Source organism: Vagococcus elongatus (genome assembly GCF_003987645.1).
In the GTDB taxonomy this organism is placed as follows: domain Bacteria; phylum Bacillota; class Bacilli; order Lactobacillales; family Vagococcaceae; genus Vagococcus_A; species Vagococcus_A elongatus.
This window is the reverse complement of sequence record NZ_NGKA01000019.1, coordinates 1-23,028: the sequence shown is the minus strand read 5'-3', so window position 1 is coordinate 23,028 and position 23,028 is coordinate 1. Positions and strand designations below refer to the sequence as shown.

At 37.8% G+C, this 23,028-nt stretch carries 24 protein-coding genes and 1 pseudogene; 20 read left to right on the top strand and 5 right to left on the bottom strand.

Going from position 1 to position 23,028, the window contains the following annotated elements; all coding sequences use genetic code 11:
- Positions 1–9: 9 nt before the first annotated feature.
- Entirely contained in the window at positions 10–1,467 is a 1,458-nt protein-coding gene (locus CBF29_RS10980) for a flotillin lipid rafts scaffold protein FloT (RefSeq protein WP_126809776.1), read from the top strand.
- 639 nt (positions 1,468–2,106) lie between these two features.
- On the opposite strand, the pseudogene CBF29_RS14065 reads toward CBF29_RS10980, so the two are convergent.
- The 3 genes and pseudogenes from CBF29_RS14065 to CBF29_RS10965 form a co-directional block, all read right to left on the bottom strand.
- Positions 2,107–2,311: pseudogene (locus tag CBF29_RS14065) on the bottom strand (helix-turn-helix transcriptional regulator); the annotation flags it as partial.
- 171 nt (positions 2,312–2,482) lie between these two features.
- A complete protein-coding gene (locus CBF29_RS10970; RefSeq protein WP_126809774.1) occupies positions 2,483–2,953 on the bottom strand; it encodes an ASCH domain-containing protein in 471 nt (156 codons plus the stop codon).
- Positions 2,954–3,466: 513 nt separating this feature from the next.
- Positions 3,467–4,072 carry an FUSC family protein gene (locus CBF29_RS10965; RefSeq protein ID WP_126809773.1) on the bottom strand — a complete coding sequence of 202 codons (606 nt, stop codon included), beginning with the start codon at positions 4,070–4,072 and terminating at the stop codon, positions 3,467–3,469.
- A 121-nt stretch (positions 4,073–4,193) separates the two neighbouring features.
- On the opposite strand from CBF29_RS10965, the gene CBF29_RS10960 reads away from it, so the two are divergent.
- From CBF29_RS10960 to CBF29_RS10910, 12 genes are all read left to right on the top strand, one after another.
- Positions 4,194–5,141: an aromatic acid exporter family protein gene (locus CBF29_RS10960; protein ID WP_126809772.1), complete on the top strand. Its 948-nt coding sequence runs from the start codon at positions 4,194–4,196 to the stop codon at positions 5,139–5,141.
- Positions 5,142–5,212: 71 nt separating this feature from the next.
- Positions 5,213–5,761, top strand: a complete 549-nt coding sequence (locus tag CBF29_RS10955) for a hypothetical protein (RefSeq protein ID WP_126809771.1) — start codon at positions 5,213–5,215, stop codon at positions 5,759–5,761.
- Between the two features lie 10 nt (positions 5,762–5,771).
- The gene (locus CBF29_RS10950; protein WP_126809770.1) at positions 5,772–6,590 is read left to right on the top strand and encodes a M15 family metallopeptidase; all 819 of its coding nucleotides are present in this window, start codon (positions 5,772–5,774) and stop codon (positions 6,588–6,590) included.
- Positions 6,529–7,170: a glycoside hydrolase family 73 protein gene (locus CBF29_RS10945; RefSeq protein ID WP_126809769.1), complete on the top strand. Its 642-nt coding sequence runs from the start codon at positions 6,529–6,531 to the stop codon at positions 7,168–7,170. Before CBF29_RS10950 ends, CBF29_RS10945 begins: the two co-directional genes overlap by 62 nt.
- Before the next feature lie 61 nt (positions 7,171–7,231).
- Complete coding sequence (locus CBF29_RS10940) at positions 7,232–8,356, top strand: ATP-grasp domain-containing protein (protein WP_126809768.1); 1,125 nt, start codon at positions 7,232–7,234, stop codon at positions 8,354–8,356.
- Positions 8,357–8,379: 23 nt separating this feature from the next.
- Complete coding sequence (locus tag CBF29_RS10935; protein WP_126809767.1) at positions 8,380–9,045, top strand: GntR family transcriptional regulator; 666 nt, start codon at positions 8,380–8,382, stop codon at positions 9,043–9,045.
- Positions 9,046–9,070: 25 nt separating this feature from the next.
- Positions 9,071–10,000, top strand: coding sequence for an aldo/keto reductase (locus tag CBF29_RS10930; protein ID WP_126809766.1), 930 nt, complete (start codon positions 9,071–9,073; stop codon positions 9,998–10,000).
- 171 nt (positions 10,001–10,171) lie between these two features.
- Positions 10,172–10,813, top strand: coding sequence for a pyroglutamyl-peptidase I (pcp, locus tag CBF29_RS10925; protein ID WP_126809765.1), 642 nt, complete (start codon positions 10,172–10,174; stop codon positions 10,811–10,813).
- A 124-nt stretch (positions 10,814–10,937) separates the two neighbouring features.
- Entirely contained in the window at positions 10,938–11,099 is a 162-nt protein-coding gene (locus CBF29_RS14060; protein ID WP_245987367.1) for a hypothetical protein, read from the top strand.
- A 63-nt stretch (positions 11,100–11,162) separates the two neighbouring features.
- The gene (locus CBF29_RS14055) at positions 11,163–11,405 is read left to right on the top strand and encodes a GNAT family N-acetyltransferase (RefSeq protein WP_245987364.1); all 243 of its coding nucleotides are present in this window, start codon (positions 11,163–11,165) and stop codon (positions 11,403–11,405) included.
- A gap of 285 nt (positions 11,406–11,690) precedes the next feature.
- Positions 11,691–11,939 (top strand): AbrB/MazE/SpoVT family DNA-binding domain-containing protein, encoded by a 249-nt coding sequence (locus CBF29_RS10915; protein ID WP_126809764.1) that lies wholly within the window; start codon positions 11,691–11,693, stop codon positions 11,937–11,939.
- 10 nt (positions 11,940–11,949) lie between these two features.
- Entirely contained in the window at positions 11,950–12,366 is a 417-nt protein-coding gene (locus tag CBF29_RS10910; RefSeq protein ID WP_126809763.1) for a type II toxin-antitoxin system death-on-curing family toxin, read from the top strand.
- 360 nt (positions 12,367–12,726) lie between these two features.
- Here CBF29_RS10910 and CBF29_RS10905 read toward each other — a convergent pair whose 3' ends face one another.
- Together CBF29_RS10905 and CBF29_RS10900 are read right to left on the bottom strand one after the other, a co-directional pair.
- Positions 12,727–13,428 carry a transposase gene (locus CBF29_RS10905; RefSeq protein ID WP_245987363.1) on the bottom strand — a complete coding sequence of 234 codons (702 nt, stop codon included), beginning with the start codon at positions 13,426–13,428 and terminating at the stop codon, positions 12,727–12,729.
- Positions 13,314–13,895 (bottom strand): transposase, encoded by a 582-nt coding sequence (locus CBF29_RS10900; protein ID WP_126809761.1) that lies wholly within the window; start codon positions 13,893–13,895, stop codon positions 13,314–13,316. Before CBF29_RS10900 ends, CBF29_RS10905 begins: the two co-directional genes overlap by 115 nt.
- A 407-nt stretch (positions 13,896–14,302) precedes the next feature.
- Between CBF29_RS10900 and CBF29_RS10895 the strand changes: the two genes are divergently transcribed.
- From CBF29_RS10895 to lpdA, 7 genes are all read left to right on the top strand, one after another.
- On the top strand, positions 14,303–14,911 hold the full coding sequence (locus CBF29_RS10895; RefSeq protein WP_126809760.1) for a TetR/AcrR family transcriptional regulator: 609 nt from the start codon (positions 14,303–14,305) through the stop codon (positions 14,909–14,911).
- A gap of 199 nt (positions 14,912–15,110) precedes the next feature.
- Positions 15,111–15,590: a flavodoxin domain-containing protein gene (locus CBF29_RS10890; protein WP_126809759.1), complete on the top strand. Its 480-nt coding sequence runs from the start codon at positions 15,111–15,113 to the stop codon at positions 15,588–15,590.
- 252 nt (positions 15,591–15,842) lie between these two features.
- The gene (locus tag CBF29_RS10885; protein ID WP_126809758.1) at positions 15,843–16,832 is read left to right on the top strand and encodes an aldo/keto reductase; all 990 of its coding nucleotides are present in this window, start codon (positions 15,843–15,845) and stop codon (positions 16,830–16,832) included.
- Between the two features lie 733 nt (positions 16,833–17,565).
- A complete protein-coding gene (gene pdhA, locus CBF29_RS10880) occupies positions 17,566–18,678 on the top strand; it encodes a pyruvate dehydrogenase (acetyl-transferring) E1 component subunit alpha (protein ID WP_126809757.1) in 1,113 nt (370 codons plus the stop codon).
- A gap of 2 nt (positions 18,679–18,680) precedes the next feature.
- The gene (locus CBF29_RS10875) at positions 18,681–19,658 is read left to right on the top strand and encodes an alpha-ketoacid dehydrogenase subunit beta (RefSeq protein ID WP_126809756.1); all 978 of its coding nucleotides are present in this window, start codon (positions 18,681–18,683) and stop codon (positions 19,656–19,658) included.
- Between the two features lie 34 nt (positions 19,659–19,692).
- Complete coding sequence (locus CBF29_RS10870; RefSeq protein WP_126809755.1) at positions 19,693–21,306, top strand: dihydrolipoyllysine-residue acetyltransferase; 1,614 nt, start codon at positions 19,693–19,695, stop codon at positions 21,304–21,306.
- A gap of 12 nt (positions 21,307–21,318) precedes the next feature.
- Positions 21,319–22,725 carry a dihydrolipoyl dehydrogenase gene (gene lpdA / locus CBF29_RS10865; RefSeq protein ID WP_126809754.1) on the top strand — a complete coding sequence of 469 codons (1,407 nt, stop codon included), beginning with the start codon at positions 21,319–21,321 and terminating at the stop codon, positions 22,723–22,725.
- The last annotated feature ends 303 nt before the right edge of the window (positions 22,726–23,028 follow it).

Genomic DNA, 23,028 nt, shown 5'->3' with positions numbered 1-23,028 from the left:
GAAAAGAAAATGTTTTTTATACCCATTGGTATTGCAGTATTTGTTTTTTTAATGCTGCTGATAGTGTTTGTCTCAAAATATCAAACAGCAAAACCTGATGAGGCTTTAATTATCAGTGGTTCCTATTTAGGAACTAAAAATGTTCATAGTGACGAGGCTGGCAATAAAGTAAAAATCGTTCGTGGGGGCGGAGCCTTTGTACTTCCTGTTTTTCAACGTTCGAATCGGTTAAGCCTATTATCAAGCAAGTTAGACGTTTCTACACCGGAAGTGTACACAGAACAGGGTGTACCAGTGATGGCTGACGGTACGTCCATTATTAAAATAGGTTCTTCTGTGGAAGAAATTGCTACTGCAGCGGAACAGTTTTTAAGTAAGACAAGGGACGAGTTAGAGAACGAGGCCCGTGAAGTATTGGAAGGTCATTTGCGCTCGATTCTTGGCTCCATGACCGTTGAAGAGATTTATCAAAACAGAGATAAATTTAGTCAAAGTGTTCAAGAAGTTGCCAGTGTCGATTTGGCCAAAATGGGTCTGATCATTGTTTCATTTACTATCAAGGAAGTGAAAGATAAAAACGGCTACCTTGATTCTCTTGGTAAACCGAGGATCGCTCAAGTCAAACGTGATGCAAACATTGCAGAAGCTGAAGCAGATAAAGAAACTAGAATCAAGCGGGCGCAAGCTGAAAAAGAATCACAAAAATCTGAACTGGAACGGCAGACTGAAATTGCCGAAGCAGCGAAAGAAAAAGAATTGAAATTAGCAGCGTATAAAGAAGAACAAGATATTGCTAAAGCACGTGCTGACCAAGCTTACGGGTTGGAAAGTGCCAGGGCGCAACAAGAAGTAATCGCCCAAGAGATGGAAGTTAAAGTCATCGAGAGGCAAAAGCAAATCGAGCTGGAAGAAAAAGAAATCATTCGTCGTGAGAAACAATATGATTCTGAAGTGAAGAAAAAAGCTGATGCTGACCGTTATGCCAAAGAACAAGAAGCTTTAGCAGGGAAGGCACGTGAAGTTGCTCAGGCAGAAGCCGAAAGATTTAGAATTGAAGCAATGGCTGAAGCAAATGCTTCACAAGTACGTTTGGAAGGTCTGGCAGCTGCTGAAGCTATTTTGGCAAAAGGACAAGCTGAAGCAGAAGCAAAAGAGAAGATTGCAGAAGCATTCAAACAATATGGTGAAGCAGCAGTCCTTAGCATGGTCATAGAAATGCTTCCGTCAATTGTTAAAGAGGCGGCACAACCTCTTGGTAACATTGATAAAATTTCTGTCGTGGATACCGGTCACGGCGGCGAGGGAAGCGGGGCTAATCGTGTGACGGATTATGCGACTAATTTGCTGGCTGCCACACAAGAAACCTTGAAAGAAACGACAGGTTTAGATGTCAAAGAATTGATAGAAAATTTTTCTAAGCGTGGAGAACACAAGGTAGTAAATATTTCTGATACTGAAAATAAATAATCAAAAAATCCGCGCTCGATTTCTGAGCGTGGATTTGATTTTTTTTTTTCGTTTTTTTTGACCTTGCAAAGAACTGACTCCAGTTGAGATTTAATAGCAGGCCAGTGAAGATCCGGTGCGGACAGTTAAAGGTTTTGGCAACGTTTATTCAATCAATAGAATATTTTAATTGATGTTCATCTCTTTTTTTGATCCAATCCACGATCTTTTGACAAAAGAAACAGACGTACCAATAAACATTGTCAGTACGCCTTGAGCTATGCCACATTGTTTTCAAAATCTCTTCGTCTCTATTTCTTGGGGAGTAAGTACTTCGCATAATTCTTTAATATGTTTACTAAGCCATTCATTAACTAGATATTTTATTTAAACTCTTTCCGCTAAAAGTACTTTGATATTAGATTTATTCCTTAATTTTATCCATTTTTTTAGATATGTCTTTATATTCTTTAAATTCAGATGGAATAGCATGAAGATTAAGCCAAAATAAAATTATTATAATGTAATAAACAATGTCATTTTTATAACCCGTAAAACCTAGAATAAATACTATTACAAGTAACAATAAATTGATAATCAAGTTAGGAATAATTTTTTCCTTGAACTTAACTTTACTTTTTTTGAACTCTAATTTTTTAACCATAGAAATATCTCCTTTTATTAATTCATCTAAGGAGACTTCATAAACATCACTCAATAAAATTAAACTCGTAATATCAGGTAAACTTTTCAAATTCTCCCAACTAGATATAGTTTGCCGAGATACATGAATTTTTTCTGCCAATTCATCTTGAGTTAAACTTAATTTTTTACGATTAATTTTTATGGATTCTCCAATGTTCATTTCATTCTCCTTACTCATTATCTTATTCGATATTCTATGTTTTTCCCATCAAAGGTAGTTTACATTTATTGCAATTATAGCAATGTAAAGGTCTTTTGACGCTTAAATATGAACTTTTATTTTAACTTCATATAATCGAGATTGTGATGATTTAACTCTTAAATAGCTATTTTAAGGCTTCCAAAAGACTTCAAATTCTTCACACACAACATCCATTGTCGGGATATCAATATCTATATTTAATTCTTTAAAAATTCTTTTCCAGTATGTTTCATGAGACATACGCCAATAAGATAGAGTCTTGTCTCCTTCCCCTTCTTTATAAGCGTGTTCTTCTGTAACTTTACTAAAAGGCGTTACAAAAATATTTGTAGTTCTTAAAATAGCTACTGGTTTGTCACTTCCATTTAATAAAATGTCAAATAGTGTCATATCAACTTCAGGAACTTTTTCATTAACAATTTCATATTCAATTAATGAACCTGTAGTCGTTGTTTTTTCTCCTTTTAAGACTAGATTGGCTAATCTATCGGCCATTTCAGAAGAATCTCCAAATCCCCAAGCATGGCCAAAATTTATTTCAGCTAAATTTGAATTCTGTTTTTTAAACTCTTCCCAAAATATTTGTTGCTCCTTATTCATAATCATCATCCCCCTTAACTATAAATATAATACATTATTTAAACGATATAATCTCCAGCTATGTTGCCTAAAAGCGTGTTGCCAACTCTTCAAAAACTTACAAGAGGTCCTGAGAGCCCGTTAGAGCTGTTTAATTGAGTTTGCTGTTTAGCAAAAAAGTTCAAAAATGATACAATACACTTATAAAGAGCGATCGTACCGTTTAAGCTGGCGGCAATTTTTTAATTAAATTATAATCGTTATCTCGATGAAAAATAGACGGTTATTCTTTTACCTTTTTCATGGATGTCAGTCATTACTTTTTTGGTTCAGGGTTGTTAGGACTTGCCCTGACCGTCTAAAAGACGTATGAACTAAGCTAAAAAATAAATCAAATCATAAGATTGGTTTGCCTATGATTTGATTTATCTTAATTTTCCCTGTTAGTTTGGTTAATGGTCTTGATTTTAGCAAGTAAACACAGGAAGTAAAATGTGGGAAAGGCTTTTTCTCACTCCTTATCAAATAGCTAAACTAGTGAGATGATTTTTTATCTTCTAATTTTTTTCTCAATTCGCTGATTTCTTTTTCAAGTTCTTTGATTTTTAGTTTTTCAACTTCTTCAGCAGCTTCTTTTTGGCTGATGGCTTCTTCAATTTCTTGTGGCGGTGATTTTACGAGACGATTGACGGCCACAGCAATGATGACCCCAATGAAAGAATCAAATGTCCGTTGGATAATATAAAGGTAAGCTTCACCTTGTGGAATCCCAAAGACAATGACTAAAAAGGTAGCAACACTGGCAATAATACTTTTGTTCATATTGATACCATTTAAAAAAATGATAATCACGGCAACAAAGGAAGGAATCAGAATAATTTCTATAATGTCTTTTTGGTGAAAGGGCTGTTGTAAGAAATAGTAGCCGATTGCTGCTAATCCGCCGATAACCGTACCAAAAATTCTTAAGCCGCCAAATGAATAGGTGCTGGAAAGGTCTTCCCTTAAAGCAAAAACGGCTGCTAATGACGCAATCATTGGCGAATGGTCGCCAAAAAAATTAAACAAAATGATACATATGGCAACTGATAATGCTGTTTTAAATGTCCGAAAACCTAGTCTGAAAGATCCTAATGTCATTTTTCTTCCTCTTTCCTGTTTTCCTACTTATACTATAACAAAATTTTTTAAAAAAATCAGGGACTAGCCAATATTAAAAAACATGGTAAAATAGTTTGAGAATAGAAAAGGGGATCGTTGTATGAAAATTGGTTTGCGAACGATAAAAACGGCAGTCAGTGCCACAGCCGCTATTTTTGTTGCCAAACAACTCGCGTTATTGAACCCAGCGTCTGCGGGCATCATTGCTTTACTCAGTGTGACTGCAACAAAAAAATCAACGATCAGAGTTGGAATCGAAAGATTGGTAGCCCTAAGTATCGCGGCCTTGATTGCTTGGCTGATTTTTCCTTCTTTAGGCTATCACGCGTTGTCTTTTGGCCTTTTTTTGCTGATATTTATTGTCTTAGCTAATCATTTTCATTTAAACGAAGGTATTCCAGTCAGTTCAGTACTGATCTCGCAATTTTTGATGGCAGGTGATGTTAATTTTCAGTTGATAAAAAATGCCTATATGCTGTTGATTATTGGGGTAGGATTTGCATTATTAGTGAATCTTTATATGCCAAACACAGAAGATAAACTAAAGGAAAAACAAGAGTTAATCGATATGGAACTGACGCAAGTGTTAACGAGCTTTGCAGATTTGCTTGAAGCTAAAAGATCCGGCAATTGTGATAATAAGCTGGCTATTTTAAAAAATACGCTGGAACAGTCAGAAGAATGGGCAAGAAAACATGATGATAATTTTTTGTTCAGGGATGAAAGTTATTATGCCTCTTATTTTTCCATGCGTGCCTTGCAAGTTCAGTCCCTTGAAAAAATGAATTCTGTCATTCAAAGCGTCTTACCTTTGGAACAAGGTCAAGGGCGGATCATTGCTGGATTGTTGCGGGAAACTGTTTATCGTTTTTCAAAAGAAAATGACGGGACGGAATTACTTGAACGGTTAGAAGAAGTGTATGATTTTTACCGTCGCAGCGAGTTGCCGGAAAACCGTGAAGAATTTGAATATCGGGCACAATTATTTTATTTTCTCACTGAATTTGAACATTTCTTAGAGATTAAGAAAAGTTTCTTTAAATTTTAATGGATTTGACACAGACTTAACCAAAAATTTGTTATGATGAAAGAAAGCAAATAATAATTGAGGTGATAGGAATGCATCAAGCATTGGTAGCAATTATTGTTGACCGGGTTCACAATCAGTTTTCTACAGAACAGGATTTCTGCGAAAGTTATTTAAACGTGGAAGCCGCAAGGTGGGAAGAGTGGAAACTTGGCGGAAACACACTAAACAATGAGACCGTTCAGAAAATCAAAAATTTATTTTCAGATTATGAATGGATGCTTGTTCAAAAGATGATTCGGCAAGCGGCACTATTTCCTGAAAAAAGAAATTATATCGTTTCAGAATATAAACGTCTAAAGACAATTATTGCAAAAAAATGGATTCAAACGGGAGAAGCTACAGTCGAGCTGATTACCCAAAAGGACTCTCAATCTCATCGTGAACGTTCGTGGAAAATTAACAGTATGATTCACTTAAAAGTCTCACTGGAGTATGATTCATGGGGGTATGATGATATTTTGACCTTCCATCTTCCAACAATGATTCAACGGCAAATTGAAGATTCGCCAGTAGATTTATTAGAATGGGTAAATGAAAATCTGACAGAAAGCTATTTGTATTCTGAGCAGGAAGAATGAGATGAAGTAGATGTCTAAAAAGATATTGATAGTATTGAGTGCCTTGGCAAGTTTTTTCCTTTTTATTCATTTAAAAGAATTGAAAGAACGTCAGCTGGACGTGCCAATTTTTGAAAAATATAGTTATTCTAAGGGAACGGCGGAGGAAATCGAAAAAGAAACACTGCCAGAGTCTGATTTATCAGATTATTGTCTAAGATTGATTAATAGTGACCATTCCTTTACAGACGAAGATTTGACGATGCCCTTAAAACCGTTGGCAGAGGGGTACGAAGTTGCGGAAGTTGTTGTGGCTCCTTATGAATCAATGGAAAAGGCAGCGAATAAAGCTGGGATCACATTGAAAATTATTTCTGCTTATCGCTCAGTTTCTTATCAGGAACAAGTCTATCAGGATAATTTATCTGAGAATTTAAATCAAGGAAGTACAAAAAAAGAAGCGCAAAAATTAACGGAAGATTACGTGGCAAAGCCCGGGACAAGTGAGCATCATACGGGCTTGGCTTTGGATGTATTAGATGTCACATGGCTGGACAGCGGTAATGGTCTGGTCGGAGAATTTGGTGAAACTGAGGCAGGAAAATGGTTGGATGAACATTGTGCAGAATTTGGTTTTATTATCCGCTATCCAAAAGATAAAGAGGATATTACCAAAATACAGTATGAACCATGGCATTTACGATACATAGGAAAGGAACACGCCCAGTATATGAAAACTCACGGATTAGTTTTGGAGGAATATATTGAGCTTTTGGAAAATGAACAACATGAAAAAAAAGAAAGTGAGACGTCAAAATCGACGTCAAAAGAAACGACAAAAAAATCTTAGACATTTGATAACACTAGCGGTGTTTCTTTTTGCTTTGATTGGTTTAAGTTCAATCGTAGTAAATGTGGTCGGTGTTGTTTTTTTAGATAGGAATACTTCAGAAGTCCAAGAGCCGGATACAAGCAAAGAGGACTTTATCAGTGAGCTGGTGCCAGTCGCACAGTCTCTTAGGCAAGAGTTCGGTGTGCTCCCCAGCATCATTTTAGGGCAGGCAATCCTAGAATCAGATTGGGGCCGCAGTGAATTGGCGGCAAAATACCACAACCTTTTTGGGGTCAAGAATCATGAAGAAGGTAAGGGAGTTATATTAAAAACAAAAGAATTTGAAAATAATCAGTGGATTGAAATTGACGGGAATTTCAAAGTATATGACAGTTGGGCGGATTCGATGCGGGATCATAGTTTGCTCTTTGTCAACGGTGTTTCTTGGGACCCGACTCTCTATCATGGCGTATTAAGTGCACCGGATTATCGCGAAGCTTCCTTAGCGCTGGAAAGAGCCGGGTACGCGACAGACCCTGATTATGCCAGTAAAATCATCAGTGTGATTGAAACATATCAGCTGTCTGCATACGATTAGATAAAAGCAGGAGAAGTATTGGAAATAGAAGTTTAAATGTGAAGCAGAGTAGGGAGGCAACATGTCGAGTTTGTTTATTCCAGGTCAGGTTTTGGGTATTATTGGCGGCGGACACACTGCCAGAATGTTGTGTATTTCAGCACAAAAAATTGGTATTGAAGTTGGTGTAATCGACCCAGATGAAAATTGTCCTGCCGGGCAAGTGGCTTCATGGCAGATTATTTCTGATGTCACAAGTCAAAATGGCTTGAAAAGACTGGCAGAATTATGTGATGTGGTCATTTATGAAAATGAAAATCTTCCTGAAGAATTATTAGTGTCACTAAATCAAAAGGTAGCCATTCCTCAAGGGTTATTGACGGCTATTTTTGCTCAGGACCGAATAAAAGAACGGAGATTTTTAGAAGAAAGCAACGTAAATATTGCTCCCTACCAAGAAGTTTACTCAATGCTGGATGTCCATAACGCGTTGGAGCAAATTGGATATCCCTGCGTGCTAAAAACAGCTTATGACCGTGAGAATCCCAGTAATGTTAAAATGATTTATCGATTGGAAGATTTGACTGACTGTATACCTTTGATTTCGAATGGTCCTTGTTTGATGGAATCTATGATTTCTGAAGCTAGGGAAATTTCAGTTATGGTAGCAAGTAATGGCGATGCTCAACCTGTCTTTTTCCCGATTGCAGAAAAAATCTCATTGTCAAGTCGGTTGTCAGGTACGGTTGGTTCAGTGGATCTGCCAGAAGAAACAGCAGAAGAAATTTATCGTATTGCTGATATTCTCTCTGTGACACTTCACGTTCAGGGCATTTTAAATATTAAGATGTTTGTCAATGATGTGGGAACGATTTATGTAAACTCCATCACTTCTATCCCAGAAACTGATGGATTTTACAGCGAACAGGGATGTTCGCTCTCGCACTATGATGCACACATCAGAGGGATTTGCGGCTGGCCGATACCTCAGATGAAACATCATGGGAAATGGCTGACACTTAAAGTGACAGGTCGTGAATATAGTCGTGCACTGGGGCAGATTCCTTATCAGCCTGACTGGTACTTTCACTTTTTTGGACGTGAGATGACGCGTAAAGATGAATTGATGGGTGTTGTGAACATCCCAGCAAGTGAGTTATCAGATAGTATTGCTAAAGTGATTCAGTCTCAGATTTGGAGTGATTAAAACAATAACCGAAAGGAAAAACTATGGGGAAAAAAAAAGCAGAAACACGGGTTCTAGACTATCTTATGACACAAATAACTAACGGAAAATTAACACCGAAAATGAAATTAAATGAGGTTGATGTTGCTCTAGAGCTGAATGTGAGTCGCTCCCCTGTGCGTGCGGCCTTTAAGAAACTTGAATCCTTAGGCTACCTTGAGATAAGACCCAATAAAGGTGCCTTCGTGCGAGAAAAAAACTTGACCCAACAAGAATTTATAGATCGCATGCAAGTTTTTGAATTATTGTTTAGTCAATATATGTTTGACGTTGAGAGATGGGAACAAATTTTTTCTGAAGAAAAAATTTTACCTCTGACAGAAAAGCTAACCGAAGTACAAAAGACGGAAGAACAAGAGTATCTGATAAAAGATTTGCTGACAGAGATTTTAATATTTCAGAAAAATCACTATTACCGAGAGCTCATGATGACCATAGTCGATGAGTTTCTAGCAGCAGATTTTTCTAGGTATAGTATCAGACAAGCGGATCTTATGTCCTTGTTTATCAAATTTTTGAGCAGTATTGTCTCCAATTTGCTTTTACGGAAGTATGCATACGCACGCAAGGAAATCCGGTTGTTTGTTAATCGTGTGTCGCTTCAGCTATTAGACAAACAGGAGATTATTCAGAATAAATATCAATCTTAAGCAGAGGAAAGTTGAGGTTAGCGAAATGAAGTATTTGGAACTTGGTGGAAATGCCGACATGAAAGCTTCACAAATTGCCATTGGCTGTATGCGCATGACTAAATTGGAAACGGTTGAAATCAGCCGTTATTTAGAACATGCGGTGGCACAAGGAATAAACTTCTTTGATCATGCAGATATCTATGGAAAGGGAGAATGTGAAGAAAAATTTGCTTCAGGGTTTAAGGAAACTTCTATTAAGCGGGAAGATATTTTCTTGCAATCGAAGTGCGGCATTCGCCCTGGATTTTTTGATTTTTCCAAAAAACATATTTTGTCCGCTGTGGACGGTATTTTAGAAAGACTGGACACAGATTATTTAGATGTACTGGCACTGCATCGGCCTGACACCTTGATGGAACCAGAAGAAGTTACAGAAGCTTTTGTTGCATTAAAAAAAGCTGGTAAAGTCAGACAGTTTGGCGTGAGCAATCAAAATCCCGGACAAATGAGGTTGTTGAAAAAATATCTTGATCAAGAAAATATTCCTCTCATCGTTAATCAGCTGCAACTAAGTATGACATTTACACCGATGATTGATGCAGGATTTAATGTGAACATGCAAATCGATCCAGCCATCAATCGAGACGGAGGCATTCTTGAATATTGCCGTCTTCATGACGTGACGATTCAAGCGTGGTCGCCGTTTCAGTACGGTTTCTTTGAAGGTGTCTTTATAGATAATCCAAAATTCAAAGAGTTAAATGATGTCATGGAGAAAATGGCTGACAAATACGGTGTGACTAAAACAGGTTTGGCTGTCGCGTGGATCAGTCGTCACCCAGCTAATATTCAAACCATTATTGGCACAATGACTGAAACGCGTGTCAAAGAAGTGACAGACGCGGCAGATATTCAGCTAAGTCGTGAGGACTGGTATGAATTGTACCGTGCTGCGGGCAATAAGTTGCCTTAGAAGAAAAAAGTTTTAATAGCAGGAATAAAAACATTTATGGCGTACCCCCAGAAGTCAATTTTCATCTGACTTCTGGGGTCATTGTGTTTTAGATAGCTAGTTTTCGGAAGAAATATTTGCTAAAATCACGTTATTGATACAGATTGCTATAAGTATTTTGGGAGGAAATAAATGAAAATATTAGTCACAGGATTTGATCCATTTGGAGGAGAGCCAGTGAATCCAGCCATTGAATCAGTTAAAAGATTGCCTGAAATAATCAATGGAGCACAAATCATCACGTTGGAAATTCCGACGGTAGTAAAAAAATCACTTGCTAAAATAGAAGAGGCGGTTGCGAAACACAATCCAGACGTGATACTTTCCGTTGGACAGGCTGGAGGACGACCAGACATTATAGTGGAGCGGATAGGAATCAATGTGGATGATTGCCGAATCCCTGATAATGAAGGCAACCAGCCAATAGATGAGCCTGTTTGTGAAGATGGGCCAGCAGCTTACTTTGTCAACTTGCCGATCAAAGCTATGGTTGCGAATATTCGAGCAGGGAACATTCCTGCTTCGATTTCTAATACGGCAGGAACATTTATTTGCAACCATGTCACTTATGGTGTGCAACATTTAGTCCAGACGAAATTCCCGGGAAAACGTTCTGGTTTTATCCATATTCCTTTCCTTCCTGAACAAGTGATTGATAAAAATGGGATACCCAGCATGTCTTTAGATGTCATTGTTGAAGGGCTTGTTTATGCCATTGAAGCAATTGTGGATAACGATACAGACATTAAAATGACAGGCGGAACAACCCATTAAACAAAGAACCTGATAGTGGAAAGCCTAGCGTAAACAATAGAAGACAGCATTTTGATGTATTGAACTGAGACTCGTAGTATACTATGGGAAAATGAAAGAATCTGAAGTTTTCTGAGGAGAAATAATGAAATTAATAGAGTATGAATCAACATATCAAAAAGAGATAGAAGATTATTTTCTGACGACTGAGATGAGCTATTTTACTTCAACACCACAGGAAAATGTTGAACTATCTCTCAAAAATAAACACCATCACTCGGTTTTATGTTTAGATGAGAAAAAGTAAGTCACATTTTTTGTTTTGGACGAGGGAACCGAAAGATTAAAATGCACAGACAACAGTGCTTCAATGTTATTGCGCAGTTTTTCGACAGATTCCAGATATATCAAAAGAGGGTATGCCAAAAAAACTTTGAGACTCCTTCCTCAATACATGTTAGAAAAACATCCTGCAGTTAATGAAGTTGTATTAGCGGTAAATGTTCGCAATACTGTGGCGCAAAAATTATATTTGACTTGCGGATTTAAAGATGAAGGAGTACGTGTTGAAGGACCAAAAGGAGAACTGCTTGTTCTATCCTATTATCTATAATGACGGCAATACTTTCAACAAAAAGATTAACCAGTGAAAATAGCCTGATTGGGTGACAAAGCTGACACGTCATTGGCAGCAAGACTAATGTTAGTAAAGAAATATTCAGAATTTAAAAAATATTAAGAGCAAACCTGTGAGAGGGTTTGTTTTTTTAACGTCTTTGAAACGTAAACCAAAAAGTATATACTTTTATACAGTGATTACTTGACAAATATACTCACATCCTTTACTCTGTATATACAGAAAACACTTAATTAAATTAAGAAAAGGGGTGCCCTAGTCATGATGAAGACTGAAGACGCAAAGTTAACTGGATATAAAGTCAGGAGATCTGGGAATAGTGATGTGGTAACAATACCTTCAAAAGTTAAAGAAATCCTCGACATAGAAGAAGGAGATACAGTGGCATTCGTGGTCGAAAACAGCGTTGTAAAAATTGTTAAAAAGGAACCAAAAATTGACATTGAGGCCTTAATAGATGATTCTATCAACCAGTACCATGAACTATTAGAAGATCTTGTTGATATGTAAAGGAGAGCATATGGCTAAACCAGTGTATTTAACAGAAGAGACAATTATACGAATCAACACTTTGGTCATTGTAAAATATTCCGCCAAAGAACAGCTAGGTGTTAAGGAGCCAGGAGCACTGCAAATGTGTGTGTCACAACCCAGATTAGAAGCTTTTGGTAAAGAAATATATCCTGATATTATTTCTAAAGCAGCAATCCTATTGATCAACTTGGCAACAAAACACCCATTTTATAATGGCAATAAAAGGACCGCATGGATCAGCATGGACGTTTTTTTAAAATCAAACGGGTATACAACAGATTTCCCAAAAGAGATTGCAAAAGAAGTTATCATGAATATAGTCACATTCCAAGGGGAATTTGACCAATTAAAAAAATATGTCATAAACTTCCTAAATACGACAAAGCATATTTCATCTATATAATTCTGTAAGAGATAAATTTTCAGATTAGTAAATTGGTTGCAAAATTGATGCAGTCGTACAAAAAAAACCTAAAGACCGATAAACAAAGGTCTTTAGGGCTTTTTTTCTTATTCCTACTCCAGACTTTGTGTTAATGGTATAAGGGAGATAGGTTTATGCGCGTCTCTCTTTTCTATTATTTTATGCAATATTGTTCTAAAAGCAAAACTACATTGATTGGAAAATCAAATAAAATCAATTATTATAGAAAAAGATAGTAATTTTTTTTTAAAAAACTAGGTGAGCTAATTTCATAATTCAGATTTTCAAAAAGTAAACACTCATCCAATTTCAAAAGTACCTTTTTTTGAAAAGATATGACTATTTATTTTTGATTAATTTCTGCTGGCAAAATGTTTTTAAGTTGTAAGCTAATTGGATCAATTGATGTTCAACGACCACTCGACTGGCTTTATAATAGTTCGTATTATTTAGTTGATAGTTTTCTTTTAAATAGGCGTTTACACGCTCTGCCGATGACCGTTTCTTATACAGCTTTTTCCACGCTAATGACCCTCGTCTAGGATGAGCATATTTTCTGACATCTGTCCCTTGTTTTATTTTAATGACTTTCTGACATAAACCTTCATTATTCAGTGGACAATCCCGGCAACGGGTTTCTGGTCGTTTGAATTTTAAGGCATAATAGCGTTTATCAAAGCTCTCATACTGATAGCTATATTCTAAAACACATGTAGGAGCGTAAAAGCTATCAATTTCTCCATCATTTTTAGGAACTCTTTTTAAATCTATGATAGGCTCAAAACTAAGATCATGTGCTTTTTCATAGATGGCTTGGGGGTCATAACCTTTGTCCATTAAGACAAACGTGTTTTTTACACCCAAACTAGCAATCTTATCCATTAATGGGATGGCCACACTCACATCTGCAATAAATGCCGACGTGGTTATTCCAGCCAGTAAATAGTGTGTGCTTGCAGTGGTTGCATAATGAGCTTTATACCCAAACCAGTAATTATGTCTCCCTTGGCTATTGGATTTAACTCCCCATGAAGGATACATAGGCAGCTCAAGAAGTCGTTCTTCACTGACATGTTTTTTTGATTTACTGTCGATGATACTTTGGTATTCTCGGTTTTTTTAGACTTGGAATGAGCTTTAACAGCTGTCGCATTAATGGCAACCTCTTCAGAAAAAACATTAAATTCTTGATTTATTTTAGAAAGTAATTCATCATTCAATTGATTCAAAACAGTGGGCTGGTTACTTAATTTTTTCATCATTCTACAAAATGTTGCTTCTGAAGGCACACGCTCAGAGTAAAGAAACCCTAAACTTAGTTTAAAGGCAACATCTTCGTTTAGTCTTCGAACGAGGGCTTTAACTGATGGGATACCTTCTATGTAACGAGTGATCATCGCTCTAATGCTTGCTTCGTAATTGATAGAAACCGGGGCACCTCGTTGATTTTCTTTTTTGAAACAAGGAAATGATTGGATAAAAATCAATTGGGGAGAAGATTTGGGCATGTCGTTCTTTTATATCTAGGGTCATTAAGATTTCTATGTCAATAAATGTTGGTTGTTGTATAATGGTCATAGGGAAACACTCCTTTTTGATGATGTTGTTGTAGTAACTACATTATATCAAAAATGGGGAGGTTCCCTATTTTTATTTCATTTGAACCCTTTTGCCATAAGGCTTTGGAATTATGAAATTAGCTCAATTATTCAGTAGGCATTAGGTAGAAAGTATTCTCACCTTATTTTATGAAATGACTTAAGAGTTGAAAATAAAACAATCTTGTTGCTATGTTTTTCTTCATAAATAATCACCAATCATAAGATAATACACAGGCTATCTCTTGACGTAAATATAAAGTGGTGATACATTAACGATGTTAACTATATTAACAGTGTTAATGGGAAGGTAAATAATGACTATGGAAAAAAGGCGCACGCTTGAAAAAGAGAAAATGAAGAAGTTGATTTTAGATGCCGGTATAAAAATTATCAATGAGGATGGTTTTGAAAAATTATCAATGAGGAAGATTGCAGAGTTGATTGGTTATTCTCCAACAACCATCTATATTTATTATGAAAATAAAGCTGAAATTGCTGAGGATATAGGAATTGAAATTTACGAAAAAATGGTCATGGATGTCACCAATACTGTGAATAAAAATAAACATCTGACAATTGATAAGCAGTTAAAATATTCTTTCATGCAATTTATTTTTAGCATGACCAGCTATCCAGAAATGGGAAAAGCGTTTATCAAAAGCGGTTCGAATACAATGTTTAAAATGAAAAGTGATGATAAAAATAACGAAAATTTATTGCACCAGCTGCTCGTAAAAGGTTACTCCGAAGATGTTCTCCGACAACTGGACAGCCATTCTTACTGGATGATTATAACAGCACTCATCGGTTTTGGGATGAATGCTATCGAAAACCAATTATATCTTCTAGATAATTGGGAAGAATTGGTGGAAATGTTTGTTGATATTCTTATGTATGGTATGGTCAAAGGAAGTGGAAAATGATGTAAAACCAAAAAAATCCGTTTAATAGTCCAACTATTTATGACAAAAACAAGTTTTTCTATTTTGATTAGCCGCTGCATTTTTTGCTACTATCCTCTTGCAACAAACAATGTATTACTTTGGAATATATAACATGAACTAACAGTCATATGATACGACAAATGGTTGAAAACCCAATCAAGGAAAGAGGAAAAGATAAATGAAGAGCCTTATTATTTATTCCAGCAAATACGGATTTACTGAGGAATGTGTCACATATCTTGCAGATAACTTTAAACACGATGTGACGGTTGTAAATATCAATACAACATCTAAAATTGATTATGACGAATTTAATTGGGTGATTATCGGAAGTCCAGTGTATGTCGGTAAGACAAATAAAAAAATCAAAGTTTTCTTAGAAGAAAATACGGATAAACTTGCCACCAAAAATCTGGCCTTATTCGTGTGTTGTATGATACCTGGGGATGCAGAAAAATATATTCAAGATGGTTTTCCAAAGAAAATTTATGACTCTGCAAAATACAGGACCAACTTTGGCGGGAAACTTCAACCAGATAAGTTGAATTTCTTTGAAAGGAAACTAACAGAGATAGTTTCAAAAAAGGTTGATATACAGCCGGAAATGTTGTATCAAAATATGGATAAACTCATCGAATTTATCGATTCATATCAATAGTTTATTCTAAAAAAAAGAAATAGAAATCAAAGCGTCGCAAACCTGTTAGCAGGAGTAGCCAAAAAGCGTGCTAGCTATTCCTCAGCGGGAAGGTATATAGGTTGATAATTGTCTTAGATACCTTGCGTCAAAATACACGAAAAGTGTTCCAACAATGGTTGTAATACTCTGCTTTTAAATTGGGCTGAGATTGTTTTTGAAAAAATAATGTAGTAATTAGGCAGTCTAGTACTATCGGATGGAGAGGAAAAAATGAACTATATTAAATTAGGAAATTCAGATTTGAATGTATCTCGCATTTGTATGGGATGTATGGGATTTGGGGAAGCAGGAAGAGGGCAGCATACGTGGACGATTGACGAGCAGGATTCCCGTAAAATTATCAAACGAGGCTTGGAATTAGGAATTAATTTTTTTGACACGGCACTTGCGTATCAGGGAGGAACCAGTGAACAGTATTTAGGAAGAGCTTTACGTGATTATGCTCCACGTGAGGAGGTTGTTGTTGCAACAAAATTTCTTCCTCGTACACAGGAAGAGATTGCAGCCGGCGTCTCCGGACAGCAGCATATCGAGAAAATGATCGACAAAAGTCTCACAAACCTTGGGATGGATTATGTCGACTTATATATTTATCATATGTGGGACTATCATACCCCCCTCTTTGAAATTATGGAGGGATTGAATAACGTGGTGAAGTCAGGGAAAGCACGGTATATTGGGATTTCCAATTGCTTTGCGTGGCAGCTGGCTAAAGCCAATGCATTAGCAGAACGGGAAAGCTTTGCTAGATTTGTCTCTGTGCAAGGACACTATAATCTGATTTTCCGAGAAGAAGAACGGGAAATGATTCCTTATTGCAAAGAAGAAAATATTGCCTTGACCCCGTACAGTGCATTGGCTGGCGGACGACTTTCGAAGCATCCCGGTGAAACGTCCAAACGTTTGGTTGAAGACAGCTATGCAAAAATGAAATACAGCGACATGGAGAAATATGATCATGTCATTATCGAAAGAGTTGCGAAGCTGGCTTCTGAAAAGAATGTTTCCATGACAGAGATTTCCCTTGCGTGGCTGTTAACAAAGACCACTTCCCCAGTAGTAGGGGCTACAAAACTACATCATGTAGAAGGCGCAGTGAAATCAGTGGATGTATCTTTAACTAAAGAGGAAATTGAATATCTAGAGGAAAGTTATGTCCCTCATAGTTTAGTTGGTGTGATGGCAGAAAATAGGGTATAGCAAAGACTAGATGCTTATCTCTTCTGACAGACATTTTAACTGCCGATGAAAATATTCTGAAATGTGTAAATTTTTTTAAACAGTTAACAGATAGTTGTTTCCTTTTAAACATGATTGATGTGATTTGTGTCACAATTATTCCTTCATAGTCAAACATAATCGAAGAAGGAAATATTTTTAGGGGAAAAAAGCAACTTTGCTGAGTTGCTCATTCGAGATTAAATAATAATATATTTAAAAAAGTATAGATTTGGTATGAAAAAAGTTATAAAAAGAATTTTGAAAGAGAAGATCAACTCTAGCAATGTGAGTTTTTCAATGATTCTTAGCGGCTCACTAACATCAGAAAAGGCTAAACAGCGACTTTGACTGTTTGGCTTTTTTATATTTAAAAAGCAATCTTGCATCCTTTGATTTTCATTGACAGTCTGAGTTGGCTGACAAACTGTTTCGAAAAATACTATAACAGTTTTTGTTTTATGTAATAGTACAAACAAAGAAAATTAATAAGTAAGGAGGAAATAATGAAAAGAAACATTAACATGTTTAATGTTTCACAAACAACGGTTATTTAAAGCTTTTCAGCAGTATCGTAAAGTCAGTTCAGTTGAAGCGTAATGCTTGCATAAATTATTTCATCATGATAAATTGAGAATGTGAAAACATAAAAATGATACAGTTCGCTGATCTGTTTTGTGACTTAATGAAAAGAAAAAGAGAGGATTGTGTAGCTATGGCGAAGAAAGAGAAAAACACGATTGATTTTGAAGCACAATTGAAGGTAATTAATCAAGAATTTTCCACACTGCAAGTGTTGGATGAAAATGGAAAAGTGACTAATCCTGACTTGATGCCGGATTTATCTGATGAGGAACTTGTGGACTTAATGAGTAAAATGGTTTGGGCACGTGTGTTGGATCAACGTTCCACTGCTTTAAACCGTCAAGGACGACTAGGTTTTTATGCACCGACTGCAGGACAAGAAGCTAGTCAGTTGGCTAGTCACTTTGCGTTGTCTAAAGAAGACTATGTTTTACCGGGTTACCGAGATGTACCTCAATTAATTCAACACGGTTTGTCATTGAGAGATGCTTTTTTATGGTCACGTGGCCATGTTGACGGCAGCAAATATGCTCCTGATTTGAATGCGTTGCCGCCGCAAATCATTATTGGTGCCCAGTACGTTCAAGCTGCTGGAGTAGCCCTAGGATTGAAAAAGCGAGGCAAACAAGCGTTAGTTGTAACTTATACAGGTGACGGAGGATCTTCTCAAGGAGACTTCTACGAAGGTGTCAACTTTGCTGGCGCTTATAAAGCGAATGCACTTTTCTTCATACAAAATAACGGCTATGCTATTTCTACCCCTCGAGAAGCGCAAACGGCTGCTGAAACATTGGCACAAAAAGCTGTTGCAGCAGGAATTCCCGGTATTCAAGTAGACGGTATGGATGCATTGGCAGTCTATGCTGTAACGAAACAAGCACGGGAATGGGTACTCGCAGGCAATGGTCCTGTTTTGATTGAAACATTGACATTCCGCTATGGTCCGCACACATTGTCTGGGGATGACCCAACGAGATATCGTACAAAAGATGTAGAAGATTACTGGGAAAAACGTGACCCGTTAAATCGTTTGCGGATTTATTTGACTGGAAAGGGTTTGTGGTCTGAGGAAAAAGAAACAGAAATCATTGACCAGACAAAAGAAGAAATTGCCCAAGCAATCAAAGAGGCAGATGCCGCACCAAAACAAAAAGTATCTGAATTTTTAGAATCAATGTTTGAAGTGGCACCTCAGAACATAGCAGAACAAATTGAAATTTACAAAGCGAAGGAGTCGAAGTAGACATGGCACAAAAAACTATGATTCAAGCAATTACAGATGCATTAGCAATTGAACTTGAAAAAAACGAAGATGTGTTAGTCTTTGGTGAAGATGTTGGGAATAATGGCGGAGTATTCCGTGCCACGGAAGGTTTACAAGAAAAATTTGGTAAAGAGCGCGTGTTTGATACGCCTTTAGCAGAGTCAGGCATCGGCGGTTTAGCTTTTGGTTTAGCTTTGGAAGGCTACCGTCCAGTCCCTGAGATACAGTTTTTCGGCTTTGTTTTTGAAGCTTTTGATGAAATTATCGGTCAAATGGCTCGTACTCGTTATCGTATGGGAGGCACTCGCCAAATGCCGATAACCATCCGGGCGCCGTTTGGCGGAGGCGTTCACACACCTGAGATGCATGCTGACAACCTTGAAGGCTTGATTGCACAGTCTCCCGGAATTCGTGTAGTGATTCCAAGTAATCCTTACGATGCGAAAGGTCTTTTGATTTCAGCTATCCGTGACAATGATCCGGTGGTTTTCCTAGAGCATATGAAACTATATCGTTCTTTCCGTGAAGAAGTACCTGAAGGAGAATATACTGTACCGTTGGATAAAGCAGCGGTGACAAAAGAAGGTACTGATGTTTCGATCATTACTTATGGTGCTATGGTTCGTGAAGCGTTGAAAGCAGCTGAAGTTTTGGAAAAAGACGGCATCAATGTTGAAATTATCGATTTGCGTACTGTTGCTCCTTTGGATGTTAAGACGATCATCTCTTCTGTTGAGAAAACAGGTCGTGTGGTCGTGGTTCAAGAAGCCCAGAAACAAGGTGGTGTGGGTGCACAAGTGGTTTCTGAAATTTCTGAACGTTCGATTCTTTCATTAGAGGCACCGATTGGACGCGTATCTGCTCCTGATACAATTTTTCCTTTTGGACAAGCTGAAGGTTCATGGTTGCCGAATGCAAAGGATATTGAAGAAAAAGTTAGAGAAATTTACGAATTTTAATCCATAGTATTCATTAGAAAAGGAGATCAATAGCATGGCTTTTAAATTTAAATTACCAGATATCGGCGAAGGCATCGCCGAGGGAGAAATCGTCAAATGGTTTGTTAAAGAAGGTGACACCATCAATGAAGACGATGTGATGCTGGAAGTACAAAATGATAAATCTGTGGAAGAAATCCCTTCTCCTGTGACAGGTAAAGTCTTAAAAATAGTGGCTTCTGAAGGAACAGTAGCAAACGTGGGGGATGTACTGATTGAAATCGATGCACCGGGTCATGAGGATGATGAACCGGAAGATGTTTCAGTAGCTGAAACAGCCGCTCCAGCGACATCTGATACAGGAAGTCAAGCTGTCTACCAGTTTAAATTACCGGACATCGGCGAAGGTATTGCCGAAGGAGAAATCGTCAAATGGTTCGCTAAAGAAGGTGACACCATCAATGAAGACGATGTAATGTTAGAAGTACAAAATGATAAGTCAGTGGAGGAAATCCCTTCTCCTGTGACAGGTAAAGTGGTGCGTATCGTTGCACCAGAAGGCACAGTAGCAAATGTCGGAGACGTACTGATTGAAATCGATGCTCCAGGACATAATTCAGTCGTAGTGTCAGAATCCGCAGCAGCAGCTCCTGCTGAAACAGCCGTTTCTGCACCGGAATCAAAAAATGCTTCAACTGGGTCAGCTACCGGCACACCTTCTAAATCTGTTTTGGCTATGCCATCTGTCCGTCAGTATGCACGTGAAAAAGGCGTAGATATTTCATTAGTGACACCGACTGGAAAAAGCGGAAGAGTCGTTCGTGAAGATATTGATACCTTCTCCCAAGACGGTCAAGCGGCACCAGCTCAGGCAACAGTTGTTTCTTCTGAAGTTCCGGCACAAACGCAGGCACCGGTGTCTTCAACGGCTCCAGCAGCTGCACAGCCATTTGTGGGAATGCCTGAACAGGAAACCCGTGAAGCAATGAGTATGACAAGAAAAGCTATTGCTAAGGCAATGGTTAATAGTAAGCACACAGCACCACACGTGACCTTGCACGATGATGTGGAAGTGTCTCAATTATGGGATCACCGTAAGAAGTTTAAAGATATTGCAGCTGCACGTGACACTAAACTAACATTCTTGCCGTATGTTGTGAAAGCTTTAGTGGCAACAGTGAAAAAATATCCAGTGTTAAATGCTTCAATTGATGACACAACAAACGAAGTCGTTTATAAACATTACTATAATATCGGAATTGCCACAGACACTGAGCATGGTTTGTACGTACCAAACATCAAACAAGCTGACATGAAGAGTATGTTTGATATTGCAGACGAAATCAGCGGAAAAGCAGCTTTGGCTCATGAAGGCAAACTAGGCGCTGCGGATATGCGCAATGGTACTGTTACTATCACTAATATCGGCTCAGTTGGCGGTGCGTGGTTTACGCCGGTCATCAATTACCCGGAAGTTGCGATCTTAGGTGTAGGTACAATCAAACAGGAACCTATTGTCAATGCTGAGGGAGAATTAGCTGTAGGACGTATGATGAAGCTGTCACTGAGTTTCGATCACCGTATCGTGGATGGTGCTACTGCTCAGCAGGCAATGAATAATATTAAGAGATTGCTGGCAGATCCAGAATTATTATTGATGGAAGGATAAGGTGAGTGACGTATGGTAGTAGGAGATTTTGCTTTAGAATTGGATACAGTGGTCATTGGCGCTGGTCCTGGCGGATATGTCGCAGCAATTCGTGCCTCTCAAATGGGACAAAAAGTTGCTATTATTGAGCGGGAATATATCGGTGGTGTCTGTTTAAACGTTGGATGTATCCCTTCCAAAGCGTTAATCAGTGCAGGGCATAAGTACCAAGATGCACTTGATTCAGATATTTTTGGTGTTACAGCAGAGAATGTAACACTAGACTTTGCTAAAACACAAGACTGGAAAGATAATACAGTTGTTGCTAAATTGACCGGTGGTGTGAAAGGTCTTCTTAAGAAAAATAAAGTTGAGATTATTGAAGGAGAAGCTTTTTTCAATGATGAACATACATTGCGAGTCATTCATGAAGATGGCGCTCAAACTTATACCTTTAACAATGCTATCGTAGCAACAGGAAGCAGACCAATTGAGATTAAAGGCTTTAAGTTTGGCGGACGCATCATTGATTCCACAGGCGGCTTGAATCTAACAGAAGTACCGAAAAAGCTGGTGATTGTTGGCGGCGGAGTTATTGGGGCAGAATTAGGGGGCGCCTATGCAAATTTAGGTGCGGAAGTAATCATCCTTGAAGGTTCACCACAGATTTTGCCGACATTTGAAAAAGACATGGTTCGCTTAGTTGAAACATCATTTAAGAAAAAAGGAATCAAAGTGGTTACCAACGCGATGGCAAAAGAAGCGGTCGATAATGGCGAAGGTGTTACTGTGACTTATGAAGCGAATGGCAAGGAAGAAAAAATCGATGCTGATTATGTGATGGTCACGGTCGGTCGTCGTCCAAATACCGATGATCTTGGCTTAGAAGTTGCCGGCATTGAAATGAACGATCGAGGCTATGTCATTGTGGATGAGCAAGGACGTACGAATATCAAAAGTATTTTTGCTATCGGCGACATCGTTCCCGGTGCAGCTCTTGCACATAAAGCCAGTTATGAAGCCAAGATTGCTGCTGAAGCGATTTCTGGCAAACCAGTCGCTGTAGACTATATCGGAATGCCTGCAGTAGCGTTTACTGATCCCGAACTGGCAACCGTCGGCTATACTGAAAAAGAGGCCAAAGAAGCCGGTTTAGATGTGAAAGCAGTGAAGTTTCCGCTAGCAGGCAACGGGCGTGCGCTGTCATTAAACCAAACGGAAGGGTTTGTCCGTTTAGTGACAACTAAGAATGACAATGTTCTGGTGGGTGCACAAGTTGCTGGTGTAAGTGCTAGTGATGTGATTGCGGAACTTGGTTTGGCGATTGAATCAGGTATGAATGCTGAGGATATTGCTTTGACTATTCATTCCCATCCTTCTTTAGCAGAAGCTGCTATGGACGCAGCAGAATTGGCGCTAGGGTTGCCGATTCACGCTTAATTAAAAGAATTAAAATAGATTTTGAGAAGAGGTGCTGCGGCACCTCTTTTTGTGTTGGTTTGAAAAGTAACGATTTATGATGTCAGTAAGAAAAAACTAGATTTTCATCATATCATTTTTTAAAAGACCCGATTTGTTTAGTAGCAAAAACAAAGAATTTACATTTTTACCATTAACCTGGATAATTCATACTTATTTGAAAAAACAAGATAAACACTTTTGTGACGGTGTTTATCTTGTTTTATTTTAACACCCTTTGGGTGTACAAAAAGAGCCCCAATCTGTTATGGTTAAAGCGCCTAA